Origin of the sequence: Ureibacillus thermosphaericus (genome assembly GCF_002370195.2) — a bacterium.
GTDB classification, from domain to species: Bacteria; Bacillota; Bacilli; order Bacillales_A; family Planococcaceae; genus Ureibacillus; species Ureibacillus thermosphaericus.
In genome coordinates, this window is record NZ_AP018335.1 from 1,613,808 (window position 1) to 1,629,987 (window position 16,180).

The window sequence follows — 16,180 nt, forward strand, 5'->3', positions numbered from 1 at the left end:
AGGAGAAAGAATGTTAGAATTTGATACGAATATTGACCAGCTAGCCAATATTAAAGTAATTGGTGTAGGCGGCGGTGGAAATAATGCTGTAAATAGAATGATTGAACATGGAGTTCAAGGTGTTGAATTTATTGCAGTAAATACAGATGCTCAAGCTTTAAAACTATCAAAAGCGGAAATAAAATTACAGATTGGTAGTAAACTGACTCGTGGATTAGGTGCAGGGGCAAATCCTGAAATAGGTAAAAAAGCTGCTGAAGAAAGTAGAGAACAAATTGAAGAAGTTGTTCGTGGAGCAGATATGGTATTTGTCACTGCAGGCATGGGTGGAGGAACTGGAACAGGTGCCGCACCAGTTATCTCACAAATTGCAAAGGATTTGGGAGCATTAACTGTTGGGGTTGTGACAAGACCGTTTTCTTTTGAAGGTAAGAAGAGACAAACACAGGCAATTAGTGGTATTGCTGCAATGAAAGAAGCGGTGGATACTCTGATTGTCATTCCGAATGATAAATTATTACAAATTGTGGATAAAAGCACTCCAATGCTTGAAGCTTTCCGTGAAGCTGACAACGTATTACGTCAAGGGGTGCAAGGGATTTCCGACTTGATAGCTACACCAGGTCTCATCAACTTAGACTTTGCGGACGTAAAGACAATTATGTCCAATAAGGGATCAGCACTTATGGGTATCGGTATTGCTTCTGGCGAAAATCGTGCGACTGAAGCTGCGAAAAAAGCGATTTCCAGTCCACTACTTGAAACTTCCATTGATGGCGCGAAAGGTGTCATTATGAATATTACTGGAGGAACAAATTTAAGTCTATTTGAAGTGCAAGAAGCAGCTGATATCGTTGCGTCTGCATCTGATGAAGAAGTGAATATGATCTTTGGATCAGTGATTAACGAAAACTTAAATGATGAAATCATTGTAACAGTGATTGCAACGGGCTTTTCAGAAGATGCTGCACCTCAAAACACACAAAGTGTAAGACCTTCTATCAATACTCGTAGCTCACAGCAGAACATAGTTCAACAACAACAACCAATGCGGGAACGCAATGTAGAACCGCAACAGCAAGCGGAATATAATCGCAATCAACAAGAAGATATTTTAGACATTCCGACATTTTTAAGAAATCGTCGTCATCGAAACCAATAACTATTTTAAATTAAGAAATAATGTTACACAAAAATTGAAAATTCGACATTTTCTCAAGTAAAATATTTATCTATCAACGAAAAAGTAGCAAAGGAACAATCTAGCGTATTAAAAATTACGCTAGATTGTTCCTTTTTTTATGCATATTTTCTCGGTATATGCAATATTTTGTCAATAAAAACTCCACTTTCCCTACAACGTTTTGACATTTTCCACATGGAGACAGTGATAATCTATCAATAGGAGGACGCTAAAATGATTGGAGAATTACTCGTACTATACAATACGTTATTTAATTACTTTTTATTAAAGTTTACGAAGGAAATAACGGGATTGTATGTAAGGAAAAGAAGATTGTTATTTAGTGCATTCATTAGCGGACTCGTGTCTTCAATACTTTATCACACATTTATAGGAGCAGTTGCAAGTTTTCTTTTATTAATTGGACTCGCTTTCTCCTTTCGAATTCAAACACTGTTGAAACAAGGAACAGTGTTGCTTGTTGCCACCTTTTTTCTAGGTGGGTTGCTCACAAGTTTATTACCTTTTTTACTTAGACAATCGGATCTTATTTTTTTTATCTTTTGTTTAAGTATCGCTGTTCTTAGTTTAACTTTTATTCATTCGAAATGGAGAAATATGACAAAAGAAAGGTTGCAACAATCCTTTGTCGTTGATTGTGAATTAGAGCTATTTCAAAAAACATATTCGTTGAAAGGATTCATTGATACGGGAAATGAATGTGTGGAACCGATTAGCGGAAAACCGGTTCATTTCTTATCGTATCAAGCGGTAGAAGAAAAATTGCCAAAAGAGTTAAAAGAAGGTTTGCTTACGTGGGACGACAAGAATCCTTATCAACTAACAATGTTTCCTAGCTTTATGTACCCTAAAATCAGAATTTTGATATTGTCAACGGTCCAAAAAGAAACGTCAACCGCATTAGCATTTCGTTTTGACCGTCTGATTCTTTACGGAAACGTAAAGAAGGAAATATTGGATGAATATGTTGTTTTTACTAGACACGATGCTCGTTTTCCGCAGAATGCACAAATGATACTCCACGTTTTAGCGTTGAACTAATTCATAAAGGGGGAGAATGGTTGTTTAAAAAACTGAAAGAACTGATCACGAGAATATTTAGTAAGTTTCGCACTAAAAAAACATACTATATAGGAGGTCATGATTCATTGCCGGTACCATTATCTAGAGAAGAAGAAATGTCAGTAATAGAAGCCTTTATGAATGGTGATATGAAAGCTCGTGATACATTAATTGAAAGAAATCTACGTCTTGTTGTATATATTGCAAGGCGTTTTGATAACACAGGTACACCTATAGAAGATTTAATTAGTATTGGCTCTATCGGATTAATAAAGGCGATTGAAACTTACAATAAAGAAAAGAATATTAAACTTGCCACATACGCTTCTCGCTGCATTGAAAATGAAATTTTAATGCATTTAAGAAAGACAAGTCGTATGAAGGGTGAAGTTTCTTTAGATGAACCATTAAACTCAGATCCAGACGGTAATGAACTGCTACTATCAGATATTTTAGGCACAGATGAAGAAATTATTATGAATGATGTTGAGAAGAAAATTGAACGTGCGTCAATGTTTGAAGCTATTAACGGATTAAGCGAGAGAGAAAGATACATTATGGAATGCAGATTCGGTTTAAACGGTAAAAAGGAAATGACGCAAAAAGAAGTTGCGGATCACTTAGGAATTTCTCAATCATATATTTCTCGCTTAGAAAAGAAAATTATTTCCGAGTTAAGAGAATCCTTAAACCAACCAATCTCATAAAGAATTGGCTGAAATTGGACTAGTAACAATACGCATATTCTTTTCCTTTTCGGACAAACTTAAAAAACAATCCAAGAGATAAAAAGTCTGGAGGAAAAGAAGATGGTGCGTACAAAAGTTGAGCTTTGTGGTGTTGATACTGCTTCTTTGCCAGTATTAAAACATGAAGAAATGAGAGAGCTATTTGTTCGTTTGAAAAACGGAGAAACATGGGTTAGAGATGAATTGGTGATTTGTAATCTACGGCTGGTACTGAGTATCGTCGGCAGATTCTCTTATCGAGGTGAACAAGCAGATGACCTGTTCCAAGTTGGATGTATCGGATTATTAAAAGCCATCGACCATTTCGATTTAAAGCATAATGTAAGATTTTCAACATATGCTGTACCAATGATTATTGGTGAGATTCGAAGACACTTAAGAGATCATCATGCTCTTCGCGTATCAAGATCTTTAAGAGATATAGCTTATAAAGCAATGCAGGCAAAAGAAAAGTTCATATCTGAAAATTTATATGAGCCAACAATTGAACAAATAGCTGAAATGATTGACATGAAAAAAGAAGATGTGCTATATGCTTTAGATGCGATACAAGATCCACTATCTCTTCAAGAGCCGATTTATTCCGATGGTGGAGATGCAGTATATATCATGGACCAATTAAGGGATGAAGCCGTGTCAGAAGACCAATGGGTTGCGTATGTTAGTGTAAAAGAAAGTATTCAAAAGCTCGATGAACGTCAACAATTAATTCTTGCAAAACGCTTCTACTATGGCGAAACACAAACAGAAATAGCAAAATCCCTTGGAATATCACAAGCTCAAATTTCTAGACTTGAAAAGAATGCGATTGAAACCATGCAAAAAGACTATAAATTAGGATAAGGATCATCACTGTAAAATCCGACGCACTTTTCACAAGTGCGTTTTTATTTTTATAAAGAGTAGTATAGGTCCTATCGAGTATGCTTTTGTCGTAAAATAGATTAAATTTTATCTTCTCATCGCTGCTCTAGAATAAATTCAAAGTATTTTGAAGTTTTCTGAACGAAGTTTTGTATTTTCTTGAAGTAATCATTTATTGAAAGGAGATTCAATTGAAATTTTCAGTAGTTCAACAAAAGGAAATAATTGAGGCGGGCAGTGGCAGATTTATCGGGTACATTATCGATGCAGAAGTTTGTGAACAAACCGGAATGATTACAGCTTTTCTTGTATCAGAACCAAAAAAGTTTTTAACCTTTCTACAAGGTGAAGAACCTGTTCGCAAAGTATTCATCAACGATATTTTAGTAATCGGCAAAGATGTCATTTTAGTAAAAGGGGTTTCTTAATTATTGGTATTCATTGAAAAATAGAGATTTGATTGTTAAAATGAAAGAAACTATAGTTGTAAAGATGGGATTATGATGGCAAGTATTCGCGAAAACTTAGAAATTATTCAACAAAGAATAGAAGGAGCCAAAAATAGAGCAGGCCGACAACATGATCATATTCAAATTATTGCAGTAACAAAACAAGTATCTGTTGAACGCACGAAAGAAGTATTAAATGCAGGATTAATTCATCTTGGCGAAAATCGTCCAGAAGGATTACTTGCGAAAAAAGAATCGATTCAAGATCAAGCTGCTTGGCATTATATTGGCACCCTACAATCAAAAAAAGTAAAAAAAGTCATTAACGAAATTGATTATTTACATTCATTGGATCGTATGAGCTTAGCGGAAGAAATTGAAAAGCGAGCAATAAAACCAGTAAAATGTTTTGTTCAAGCAAATGTTTCAGGTGAAGAATCAAAACATGGCTTAAGCAAAGAAGAAGTGATTCCTTTCATTCAATCTTTAGAAAAATTCAGCAAAATTCAAGTAGTCGGTTTAATGACAATGGCTCCAAATACAGAGAACGAAGAAATTATTCGAAAAGTTTTTCGTGATTTAAAAGAATTACAACAAGAGGTTATGAAGCTGAATTTACCGTATGCACCATGCCAAGAGTTATCGATGGGGATGTCCAACGACTATGAGATTGCTATTGAAGAAGGTGCAACTTTTATAAGAATCGGAACAGCTCTTGTAGGATAGGAGGTTGAAAAGATGGGCATGATTAGCAAATTAAAAAATTTCTTTTACTTAGATGAAGAAGAAGAGCAAGAAATTCAACCAACAGCAAAAGAACCAGTTTCATTACCACAAGAGACTGTAACTAGGAAAACGAAAAAAATTGTCAATAGCCATGGTGAAGAGAAAACGTTAAATGTTATTAATATTCAATCTGCAAATTCATTGAAAAACGCCAAAGTCGTTATAGTAGAGCCAAGGGTGTATGCTGAAGCACAAGATATCTCTGAGCATTTAAAAAATAAACGTGCCATCATCGTCAATCTTCAACGAATTGACCATGAGGCTGGAAAGCGCATCATTGATTTTTTAAGCGGCACCGTATATGCTCTAGGTGGGGATATTCAGCGAATTGGTGACAATATTTTTCTATGCACTCCAGAAAATGTTGAAGTGCAAGGTGAAATTTCCAATTATTATTACGACGATATCTAAAATAGAGAGGTAATTAGGAATTTATGGCAATCATACAAATCATATCGATAGGATTTCAAATTTATTCATTAATGTTGATTATTTATATCTTAATGTCTTGGGTTCCAGCATCTAGAGGTACTGCTTTTGGTCAGATATTAGAAAAGTTTTGTGAACCTTATTTAGGGTTTTTCCGAAAATTTATTCCACCGATTGGAATGATTGATTTTTCACCAATTATCGCCTTAATTGTTCTCACATTTATTGAGCGTGGAGTTTATAAAGTATTAAGTTATATTCTATTTTAACGATGGGTGCGGCTCAAAGAAGAGTCACATCCTTTTTATATAATGTTCTTTATTTTCTGAATTATTCATGAGAGAGTTGACGACATGCAGAATATTTTGCAACATTTTCGAAAAGATGAACAACCATTTATCGAACGTGTCATTGAATGGAAAAAAGAAGTGGAAGATCGATATGCCCCGAAATTAACCGTGTTCTTAGATCCGAGAGAACAACATATAGTACAATCCGTTATTGGAACTCATGATGAAATTAACGTTTATAGTGAAGGGGCGTTTCAAGAAGCGGAAAGGAAAAGGTTGTACATTGCCCCATCCTATTTTGAACCAACTATAAAAGATTTTGAAATTATCATATTAAAATTAACATTCCCTTCTAAATTTGTTGAATTAAGGCATCCGGATGTGTTAGGAGCTTTGCTTTCCTTAGGAATTGACCGCAAACATTTTGGAGACATCCGTATTGATAAGGAAATTATTCAATTTGCCTGTACAAAAGAGATTGCACTATACGTGAAAACTAATTTGACGAAAATCGGCAGGGTAAATGTGCGGATTGATGAATTAGAAAACATGGAAGAGCTAATTCTTCCGCAAGATGAATGGATAGAGAAAGTGCTTACTGTATCTTCAATGAGATTAGATGCGATATTATCAAATAGTTTTAATATTTCAAGGCAAAAATCCCAAAACTTAATTCGTGGAGGTAAAGTAAAAGTTAATTTTGCTCTTTGTGAAGAAACATCCTATGAGCTGCAAGAAGGGGATACAATTTCTTGTCGAGGCTTTGGGCGTTTCAAAATTACACGTATTGAAGGGCGAACGAAAAAAGACAAAATTCGATTAACAATAGGACTATTTGAGCGAAAGTAAGATTGTTTTAAAAATTTACTGTAAAGAACTTCATCGAACGTTATAATAATTATAAGCTTACATTTTGACTAAAGGAGTGCGAGACCATGCCACTATCACCTCTTGATATACATAATAAAGAATTTACGAGGGCTTTTCGAGGTTATGCAGAAGACGAAGTAAATGAATTTTTAGATCAAATTATTAAAGATTATGAGCTCATTATTCGAGAGAAAAAAGAGCTTGAAGAAAAGGTAAAACAAATGACTGCTCAAATGGAGCACTATAATACAATGGAAGATACTTTGCAAAAATCGATTGTCGTAGCGCAAGAAGCGGCAGAGGAAGTACGCAGAAATGCTCAACAAGAGGCAAAACTTATCATTAAAGAAGCGGAAAAAAATGCGGATCGTATTGTCAATGAAGCATTAGCAAAAGCACGGAAAATAACAATTGAAATTGATGCATTAAAAAAGCAATCAAAAGTATTCCGAAACCGTTTCAAAATGTTAGTAGAAGCGCAGTTGGACTTGTTGAATGCCGATGATTGGGATCACTTAATGGAATACGATATTGGATTAACGGAGATACAAGAACAATTTAAGTTAGAGGATGAAGAAGAATTTATTAAAAATAGTACATCAGAACAAGGGAAATTGTAATAATTTTCTTAATACTTGACTAGGTGGTATGATTTTCATATACTGATACACAGGAATTTAATCAACAGGGATAATAGGTGTTGACGGAGACAGTATTTTTTGCTTGCGGCAACTAGCGATTCGAGGACGGTGGAAGCTCGAACAAGCAGCAAAAAAGAAAATCGCTCCTGAGCCAAATCACTGAAAGGAAAGTAAGTGATTTCGTTTTACACGACGTTACAGTGTCATGAGGCAACGGTCAATTATTTTATTGACGTTGTGAATAAGGGTGGTACCACGGGCAATCGTTTCTCGTCCCTATAGGGATAGAGAAACTTTTTTTATTTTGAGAGTGAATTTCTATTTTGCAAAATCCAAATTTAAAAATACGTATAGGTCAAAATAATTAAAGGAGGAAGTTGAATGGTAGAGTATAAAGATACGTTATTAATGCCTAAAACTGATTTTCCAATGCGTGGAAATCTTCCGGTTAACGAACCAAAAATTCAAGAAAAATGGGAACAAATGAATATTAATAAGCTGGTAAATGACCGTACGAAAGGCCGACCAGAATTCGTATTACATGATGGTCCTCCATATGCAAACGGGGATATTCATATTGGACATGCATTAAATAAAATCCTTAAAGATATGATTAACCGTCATCGTTCTATGACAGGTTACCATGTTCCATATATTCCAGGTTGGGATACGCACGGGCTTCCAATTGAACATGCGTTAACGAAAAAAGGTGTTAATCGCAAAGAAATGTCAATTGCCGAATTCCGCAAACTTTGCGAAGAATATGCTTACGAACAAATTGAAAATCAAAAGGCCCAATTCAAGCGTTTAGGCGTACGGGGTGATTGGGAAAATCCATACATTACATTAAAACCTGAATTCGAAGCCCGCCAAATTGAAGTGTTCGGCCGCATGGCGGAGAAAGGGTACATTTACAAAGGGTTAAAACCTGTTTACTGGTCTCCGTCTTCCGAGTCTGCATTGGCGGAAGCGGAAATTGAATATAAAGATGTGAAATCACCATCCATTTATGTGAGCTTTGAAATTAAAGACGCAAAAGGCGTTGTTCCTGAAGATGCAAAATTCATCATCTGGACAACTACACCTTGGACGATTCCAGCTAACTTAGGTATTTCTGTTAACCCGGAATTTACGTATGCCGTTGTGAAAGTGGATGGCAACTTATATATCGTTGCAAAAGAATTGATTGAAAACGTTTCAAAAGAAATTGGATGGGAACAAGTTGAAATCGTTCAAGAAGTAAAAGGACAACAATTGGAATATATTGTTGCGAAACATCCATTCTATGACCGCGATTCTTTAGTAATGGTTGGAGAACACGTAACACTCGATGCAGGTACTGGATGTGTTCATACTGCACCTGGACACGGGGAAGACGACTATATCGTAGGGAAAAAATACGGTTTGGACGTATTGAGCCCAATCGATGACCGAGGTTGCTATACTAATGAAGCACCTGGATTTGAAGGCATGTTCTATGATGATGCCAATAAAGTGGTGACTGAAAAATTAAAAGAGGTCGGAGCTTTATTAAAATTAAATTTCTTTACGCACTCCTATCCACATGACTGGCGTACAAAAAAACCGGTTATTTTCCGTGCAACGCCGCAATGGTTCTGTTCCATCGAACCGTTCCGCGATCAATTGTTGGAAGCTATTGAAAATACAACATTTACACCAAGCTGGGGTAAAATTCGCCTTTACAACATGATTCGCGATCGTGGTGACTGGTGTATTTCCCGTCAACGCGCTTGGGGTGTGCCAATTCCGGTATTTTACGCTGAAAATGGAGAAGAAATTATTACACCAGAAACAATTGCTCACGTAGCAAAATTGTTCCGTGAACACGGTTCAAATATTTGGTTTGAAAAAGAAGCAAAAGATTTATTACCTGAAGGTTTTACTCATCCAGGCAGTCCAAACGGAAAATTTACGAAAGAAAAAGATATTATGGACGTGTGGTTCGATTCTGGTTCCACTCACCAAGGTGTGCTTGTTGAACGAGGTATGAAATATCCTGCTGACCTTTATTTAGAAGGTTCTGACCAATATCGTGGATGGTTTAACTCATCGTTAATTACATCTGTTGCAATTAATGGACATGCTCCATATAAAGGGCTTTTATCTCATGGGTTCGTTTTAGATGGTGAAGGACGCAAAATGAGTAAATCCCTTGGAAACGTCATCGCTCCTGAACAAGTGATGAAACAATATGGTGCGGATATTCTTCGTCTATGGGTTGCTTCTGTAGATTATACAGGTGATGTTCGTATTTCGATGGACATGTTAAAACAAATTTCTGAAGTGTATCGTAAAATCCGAAATACGCTTCGTTATTTACACGGGAATCTATATGATTTCAATCCAAAAACGGACCGAGTTCCATATGAAGAATTGCGTGAAGTGGATCAATATATGTACATGCGCTTGCAGGATGTATTAAAACAAGTGCGTGCTGCATATGACAGATATGATTTCTCAGCAGTTTATCATTCCATCAACAACTTTGTGTCTGTTGAATTGTCAGCATTCTATTTAGATGTTGCGAAAGACGTAGTATATATTGAGGCGCCAAACAATCCAGCTCGCCGTGCGATGCAATCAGTGATGTATGATTGCTTGCATACATTATTAAAGGTTCTAACACCAATCATCCCACATACGACGGATGAATTATGGTCATATTTAAATGAAGAAGAAGCTTCTGTTCAATTAACAGACTTCCCAGAAGTTGATGAACGCAGCAACTTCAAAGAACTTCGTGAAAAATGGAATCAAGTGATGGAGATTCGTGACGAAGTATTAAAAGCTTTAGAAGAGGCACGAAACGCGAAAATCATTGGTAAACCATTAGATGCAAAAGTGGCTGTTTATGCAGATGATGAAGAAGTATTAGCATTATTAAATGATGAACATGTTGACTTTAAACAAATTTCACTCGTATCACAATTTGTTGTTCTAGGCAATAGAAAAGATGCACCAAACAATGCTGTAGAGTTAGATAAAACATCCATCGCTGTTGAGAAAGCGAATGGCGAAAAATGCGAACGTTGCTGGTCTTATGCTGAAACTGTTGGACAAAACGAAAAACATTCAACATTGTGTGCTCGCTGTGCAGAAATTGTAATCAATCATTACGAATAATTAATAGACCGCTTTTGAATTACTTTTGTAATTCAAGGGCGGTTTTTGTTTGCAAATACATCTTTTTTAATAAAATGGTTAGTAGGGAAATTTAATGGAGCGATATATGAATTTGTAAGATTGTTACAAAATGGTTTTTCACATGAACAATGGAGTTATCTGCACGAGCGGGGAGTGTATCCGCACAAGTAGGAGAATTATCTACACGAGCGGGGAGTGTATTCGCACAAGTAGGAGGATTATCTACACGAGCGGGGAGTGTATCCGCACAAGTAGGAGGATATCTACACGAGCGGGGAGTGTATTCGCACAAGTAGGAGGATTATCTACACGAGCGAGGAGTGTATCCGCACAAGTGTTTTGTAATTTTACATCAGAATTGAAATAAAAGGAATAGTTTCTCTGTATTAATTGAAGGAATATGTTAGAATAATGAAGATATATAGGCAAACGGGGGAAAGAATGTGTTTAAATACTACGTTTTAGCACTATTCATCATATTGATTGATCAAATTACAAAATGGTTTATCGTGACGAGGATGCAAATAGGTGATCGGATTGGCATATGGGATCCTTGGATTGGTATTTTAAGTCATCGAAATCGTGGAGCAGCTTGGGGAATGCTTCAAGGACAAATGTGGATTTTTTATATTGTCACGATTATTGTAATTGTCGGTGTGATTTATTATTTTCATAAAGAAGGAAAAAATAAGCCTTTCCTTGGCGTTAGTTTAATGATTTTATTAGGTGGAGCATTCGGCAACTTTATTGATCGAGTTTTTCGAGGTGAAGTGGTTGATTTTATTGATGTTTTCATTCCAATTATCCGCTATGATTTTCCTATTTTTAATGTAGCTGATGCGGCATTGACGATATCCGTAGTCATGTTGATAATTGTGATATTAAAGGAAGATCAAAAAGAACAGAGAAAGGTGAAACAATGACAGTTGTATCCATAACAATTGAAGCAGAACATGCAGGAGAACGAATTGATAAAGCTTTATCAACTATTCAAGAGGACTGGTCTAGAACACAAATATCAAATTGGATTGAAGAAGGGCTAATAAAAGTAAACGGCAAGGAAGTAAAGGCTAAATATAAAGTAAAAGAAGGGGATTCTATTGAAGTAGATGTTCCCGAACCTGAAATACTTGAAGTAATCCCTGAAAATTTAGAGTTGGATATTGTGTATGAAGATTCTGATGTACTTGTTGTGAATAAACCAAGGGGGATGGTAGTTCATCCTGCCCCAGGACATATGACAGGTACATTAGTGAATGGCTTAATGTATCATTGTAAAGATTTATCTGGAATTAACGGGGTTCTTCGTCCAGGGATTGTTCATCGCATCGATAAAGATACTTCTGGTCTGTTAATGGTTGCTAAAAATGACCAAGCCCATCATTCGCTTGTTGAACAGTTAGTGAATAAAACAGTAAAACGAAAATATACTGCATTAGTTCATGGACATATTCCACATAATAAAGGTACAATTGATGCTCCCATTGGTCGGGATCCGAAAGACCGCCAAAAACAGGCTGTTGTCAACAATGGAAAAGAAGCAATTACTCATTTCCAAGTGTTGGAACGTTTTGGAGGAAAATATACATTAGTGGAATGTCAATTAGAAACAGGGCGCACTCATCAAATTCGCGTTCATATGAAATATATTGGTTATCCATTAGTGGGAGATCCGAAATATGGTCCAAAGAAAACGATTGATTTTGGAGGACAAGTTTTACATGCAGGTGTTTTAGGTTTCGTGCATCCTAGAACAAATGAATTTATGGAATTTGAAGCACCTTTACCTCATGATTTTGTAAATTTACTTGAACAATTAAGAAAAGAGTGTTGACTTGGAAGATAATTAGTTCTATACTTTACAGAAGTAGAATAACATCAATCGACAATAAAATATGAGTACCTTTAATGGCAGTCCAGAGAGGCTGAAAAGGTAATGAGATATGTTGGATGGAATGGGTATAATTATATCTAATTAGGGTGAAGTGTACCCAATTTTACAGGGATTACTGTACTCAATTACTATACCAACATACTATTTTACTGTAACTTCAACCTCTTAAGCTGACGGCTTAAGAGGTTTTTTTGGTGCGCCCGGCATGTACATGAACTATAGGGTGTAAGTCCCGAACCCCGAAGACAGAAGTAGAGGTTAGCCAAGAGCAAGGGTGTCCGTGGTGACGCGGAATCTGAAGGAAGCTGGAGGCAAAACACCGGTCCGAGGAACACGAACCTCATATAAGGCTAGGTATGATTGAGTGAGTTTGCCAAACAAAACAAAGCTCTTTCTGTCGAAGGTCATATCGAGTAGATGAGGCGGATAGATGGTGTGAAAGTGCATGTACTTACCCGGGGAGGTCTGGCGGATATGTGAAGTACGCTTCATAACCTACTTAGTGATAAGTAGCTGAACCGTCAGAAGTCAGCAGAGGTCATAGTATTAGTTGGTTTAGAACTACTAAGAAGGACCGAACAATTAAGAGAGAATAGCCCTTGGCATTCAGTGAGTCATGATGAACACAGAAAACGTAGTACCTCACTTGAGGAAGGAAGCGGTGAATCCCGTGGGAGACCTCTTGGAGGGTGGAGTGACCACTGGCATAAAGAGAATAGCTATTCACGGAAGTTATAAAGACTTGCGTCAATCATCTTAATTGAACCGCCGTATACGGAACCGTACGTACGGTGGTGTGAGAGGACGGGAGTTAATCGCTCCCTCCTACTCGATTGCAAAGTGATTGGATTATGAAATAAGGAGGAATTTATGAATGGCTCAAGTCACAGAATTGTTAGACGCACAGGCGATGAACCGAGCGTTAACGAGAATTGCTCACGAAATTATTGAACGAAATAAGGGAATTGACAAAGTTATTTTAGTTGGCATTAGGACTCGCGGTACTTATCTTGCAAGGAGATTGGCTGAGAGAATCGAAAAAATTGAAGGTACAAAAGTTCGCACAGGTGAATTAGATATTACATTATACCGCGATGATTTATCTACGAAATTTGATGAGGACGAGCCAACTGTACAACAAGTGGATATTGATTACGTTGTGAATGATCAAAAAATAGTTCTTGTTGATGACGTGCTCTATACAGGTAGAACTGTACGCGCAGCACTTGATGCAGTGATGGATTTAGGGCGTCCTGCTCAAATACAGCTTGCTGTATTAATTGACAGAGGACATAGGGAATTGCCAATTCGGGCAGATTATGTTGGGAAAAACATTCCGACTTCCAGTTCTGAAAAAATTGTTGTTCATGTAACAGAAGTAGACGGAAAGGATCAAGTTACTTTACACAAATCAAACTAATGAAGATAGAGAGGTAAAATTATGTCAAATCAAGTTATTGATATTAATGAAAAACCTTCTAGTGGACAACTCATTACATTAAGTTTTCAACATATGTTTGCCATGTTCGGATCGACGATTTTAGTGCCCCAATTAGTTGGGTTAAGTCCAGCGATTGCACTTTTAACAAGCGGTATTGCAACAATAATCTTTTTGATTGTAACACAATTTAAAGTACCAGCTTATTTAGGTTCATCCTTCGCATTTATTGCACCGATGTTATTAGTATCTGGCGGTTTAGATCCAGAGGGTGCAGCAGTGAATCCTGGAAATGCAATGATTGGTGCGATGGCAGTTGGTTTAGTATATGGAATTGTTTCATTACTAATATATAAAACCGGCTATAAATGGATTATGAAAATATTGCCAGCTGTTGTAGTAGGACCAGTGATCATGGTAATTGGACTTGGACTTGCTGGAGTAGCGGTAGATATGGCAATGAATATTTCAGTGGAACAAGTAAATTCTGATACAGGTCAAACAGAATTAGTAAAACAATATAGTGGCTGGCATTTTTCAGCAGCATTAGTGACTTTATTTGCAGCGATATTTTTCAACGTGTTCTTTAAAAATATTTTAAGCGCGATGCCAATTCTTTTAGGATTAGTAGTCGGGTATATATATTCCGCAATCATCGGTATCGTAGATTTTACAAAAGTAAAAGAAGCATCATGGTTTGCAGTCCCAGACTTTTTAATTCCTGGAATTCATTATGAGTTTAACGTAACATCAACAATTTTATTAGCCATGGTTCCAATTGTGATCGTAACGATTTCAGAACATATCGGTCACCAACTTGTATTAGGAAAAATCGTTGAACGAAACTATATTAAAGATCCAGGATTGCACCGCTCCATCCTTGGTGATGGTTTAGGTACATTTGTAAGTGCGCTAATTGGTGGTCCACCGAAAACGACTTATGGAGAAAACATTGGTGTATTAGGCATTACGAAAGTGTATTCAGTGTATGTCATCATGGGTGCTGCAGTGATAGCAATATTACTTTCATTCTTCGGTAAAGCTATGGCGTTAGTACAAACAATTCCAACAGCCGTTTTAGGAGGAATCTCCATCCTATTATTCGGGATTATCGCATCAAGTGGTCTTCGAATGGTTGTAGAAAACAAAGTTGATTTTGGTCAAAACCGCAACATGGTTATAGCATCTGTCATTTTAGTGGTGGGAATTGGTGGCGCAGCAATCAGATTTACTGAAGCATTTGCGATTGAAGGTATGGCACTTGCTGCTATTGTTGGCGTTATCTTAAACTTAATCCTTCCGGGTAGAGAAAAGAATATAGAAGAATTTAAATAAGAAGATATTCAATAATCCTTTAATGATTTGTCCAGTGAGGCAAAAAAGGAGACGAATGGCAAGTGCATACTTGTCATCCCTCCTAAGCCATGTATATGGCAATGAGTGTAAATAAAATTAGGAGGAAACTGACAATGAAAAATTTACTTTCAATGGAACATTTATCAAACGATGAAGTGTTGGCTATTTTAGAAAGAGCAAGAGAATTTGAACAGGGAGCGGAAACGAAGCTACCACGTTCCTATTATGTAGCGAATTTATTTTTTGAACCAAGCACTCGAACAAAAACAAGTTTCGAAATGGCAGAACGAAAAGTAGGATGTACAGTCATCCCCTTTGAAGCAGGATTTTCAAGTATGCTAAAAGGGGAAACTTTGTACGATACTGTAAAAACGTTGGAAATGATTGGACTTGATGCGGTTGTCATTCGGGCAAAGGAAGATGAATACTACAAAGAATTGCTTGAAGGAATTAATGTCGGCATTATTAACGCCGGTGATGGAACAGGACAGCATCCATCCCAAAGTTTATTGGATTTATATACGATTTATAAAGAATTTGGACGCTTCGAAGGTTTAACAGTAACGATTGCAGGGGATATCTCTCATAGCAGAGTTGCAAAATCTGATGCCATCGCATTGCGACGATTAGGAGTAAATGTAAATTTCCTTTGTCCTCCTGAATGGGCCGGTAATTTTGAGGCACAGCACGCATGGAACGGTCTGTTAGAAGAAAGTGATGTGATTATGTTGCTTCGAATTCAACATGAACGACATGATGTATATTTTTCTAAGGAAAATTATCATCAACAATTTGGGTTGACACCCGAACGAGAAAAGCAAATGAAGGAACATGCAATCATCATGCACCCGGCGCCAGTCAATCGGGATGTGGAAATTGCTTCAGAACTAGTGGAATGCGGACGTTCAAGAATTTTTCAACAAGTACAAAACGGTGTATTTGTTCGAATGGCAATTCTTGAAACAATTTTGAAGGAGAGATAA

17 protein-coding genes and 1 other annotated feature are annotated in these 16,180 nt (G+C 36.8%); all 17 genes read left to right on the forward strand.

The window, feature by feature from the left end; genetic code table 11:
* The first annotated feature begins 10 nt into the window (after positions 1 to 10).
* The 17 genes from ftsZ to UtA1_RS07810 all read left to right on the forward strand — a co-directional run bounded on the left by ftsZ (position 11) and on the right by UtA1_RS07810 (position 16,180).
* A complete protein-coding gene (gene ftsZ / locus UtA1_RS07730) occupies positions 11 to 1,162 on the forward strand; it encodes a cell division protein FtsZ (protein ID WP_016837500.1) in 1,152 nt (383 codons plus the stop codon).
* A 255-nt stretch (positions 1,163 to 1,417) separates the two neighbouring features.
* Positions 1,418 to 2,245, forward strand: coding sequence for a sigma-E processing peptidase SpoIIGA (locus UtA1_RS07735; RefSeq protein WP_096550599.1), 828 nt, complete (start codon positions 1,418 to 1,420; stop codon positions 2,243 to 2,245).
* A gap of 53 nt (positions 2,246 to 2,298) precedes the next feature.
* Positions 2,299 to 2,973: an RNA polymerase sporulation sigma factor SigE gene (gene sigE / locus UtA1_RS07740; RefSeq protein ID WP_238536180.1), complete on the forward strand. Its 675-nt coding sequence runs from the start codon at positions 2,299 to 2,301 to the stop codon at positions 2,971 to 2,973.
* Between the two features lie 105 nt (positions 2,974 to 3,078).
* On the forward strand, positions 3,079 to 3,858 hold the full coding sequence (gene sigG, locus UtA1_RS07745; RefSeq protein ID WP_026019001.1) for an RNA polymerase sporulation sigma factor SigG: 780 nt from the start codon (positions 3,079 to 3,081) through the stop codon (positions 3,856 to 3,858).
* A gap of 212 nt (positions 3,859 to 4,070) precedes the next feature.
* On the forward strand, positions 4,071 to 4,307 hold the full coding sequence (locus tag UtA1_RS07750; protein ID WP_016837496.1) for a hypothetical protein: 237 nt from the start codon (positions 4,071 to 4,073) through the stop codon (positions 4,305 to 4,307).
* A gap of 75 nt (positions 4,308 to 4,382) precedes the next feature.
* On the forward strand, positions 4,383 to 5,054 hold the full coding sequence (locus tag UtA1_RS07755; protein ID WP_096550601.1) for a YggS family pyridoxal phosphate-dependent enzyme: 672 nt from the start codon (positions 4,383 to 4,385) through the stop codon (positions 5,052 to 5,054).
* A gap of 12 nt (positions 5,055 to 5,066) precedes the next feature.
* The gene (locus UtA1_RS07760; RefSeq protein WP_016837494.1) at positions 5,067 to 5,525 is read left to right on the forward strand and encodes a cell division protein SepF; all 459 of its coding nucleotides are present in this window, start codon (positions 5,067 to 5,069) and stop codon (positions 5,523 to 5,525) included.
* A gap of 23 nt (positions 5,526 to 5,548) precedes the next feature.
* The gene (locus UtA1_RS07765) at positions 5,549 to 5,812 is read left to right on the forward strand and encodes a YggT family protein (protein ID WP_016837493.1); all 264 of its coding nucleotides are present in this window, start codon (positions 5,549 to 5,551) and stop codon (positions 5,810 to 5,812) included.
* A gap of 84 nt (positions 5,813 to 5,896) precedes the next feature.
* Complete coding sequence (locus UtA1_RS07770; RefSeq protein ID WP_016837492.1) at positions 5,897 to 6,682, forward strand: YlmH family RNA-binding protein; 786 nt, start codon at positions 5,897 to 5,899, stop codon at positions 6,680 to 6,682.
* Positions 6,683 to 6,768: 86 nt separating this feature from the next.
* The gene (locus UtA1_RS07775; protein WP_096550602.1) at positions 6,769 to 7,323 is read left to right on the forward strand and encodes a DivIVA domain-containing protein; all 555 of its coding nucleotides are present in this window, start codon (positions 6,769 to 6,771) and stop codon (positions 7,321 to 7,323) included.
* Between the two features lie 71 nt (positions 7,324 to 7,394).
* Positions 7,395 to 7,625, forward strand: a binding site (T-box leader).
* A gap of 100 nt (positions 7,626 to 7,725) precedes the next feature.
* Positions 7,726 to 10,488 carry an isoleucine--tRNA ligase gene (ileS, locus tag UtA1_RS07780; protein WP_016837490.1) on the forward strand — a complete coding sequence of 921 codons (2,763 nt, stop codon included), beginning with the start codon at positions 7,726 to 7,728 and terminating at the stop codon, positions 10,486 to 10,488.
* A gap of 464 nt (positions 10,489 to 10,952) precedes the next feature.
* Positions 10,953 to 11,432: a signal peptidase II gene (gene lspA / locus UtA1_RS07785; protein ID WP_096550603.1), complete on the forward strand. Its 480-nt coding sequence runs from the start codon at positions 10,953 to 10,955 to the stop codon at positions 11,430 to 11,432.
* Entirely contained in the window at positions 11,429 to 12,343 is a 915-nt protein-coding gene (locus UtA1_RS07790) for an RluA family pseudouridine synthase (RefSeq protein WP_096550604.1), read from the forward strand. The genes lspA and UtA1_RS07790 overlap by 4 nt, the downstream gene beginning before the upstream one ends.
* Positions 12,344 to 13,019: 676 nt before the next feature.
* Positions 13,020 to 13,163, forward strand: coding sequence for a hypothetical protein (locus tag UtA1_RS17120; RefSeq protein WP_172597783.1), 144 nt, complete (start codon positions 13,020 to 13,022; stop codon positions 13,161 to 13,163).
* A gap of 114 nt (positions 13,164 to 13,277) precedes the next feature.
* On the forward strand, positions 13,278 to 13,823 hold the full coding sequence (gene pyrR, locus UtA1_RS07800; RefSeq protein WP_016837486.1) for a bifunctional pyr operon transcriptional regulator/uracil phosphoribosyltransferase PyrR: 546 nt from the start codon (positions 13,278 to 13,280) through the stop codon (positions 13,821 to 13,823).
* 21 nt (positions 13,824 to 13,844) lie between these two features.
* Positions 13,845 to 15,176: a solute carrier family 23 protein gene (locus UtA1_RS07805; RefSeq protein WP_016837485.1), complete on the forward strand. Its 1,332-nt coding sequence runs from the start codon at positions 13,845 to 13,847 to the stop codon at positions 15,174 to 15,176.
* Positions 15,177 to 15,310: 134 nt separating this feature from the next.
* A complete protein-coding gene (locus UtA1_RS07810; RefSeq protein WP_096550605.1) occupies positions 15,311 to 16,180 on the forward strand; it encodes an aspartate carbamoyltransferase catalytic subunit in 870 nt (289 codons plus the stop codon).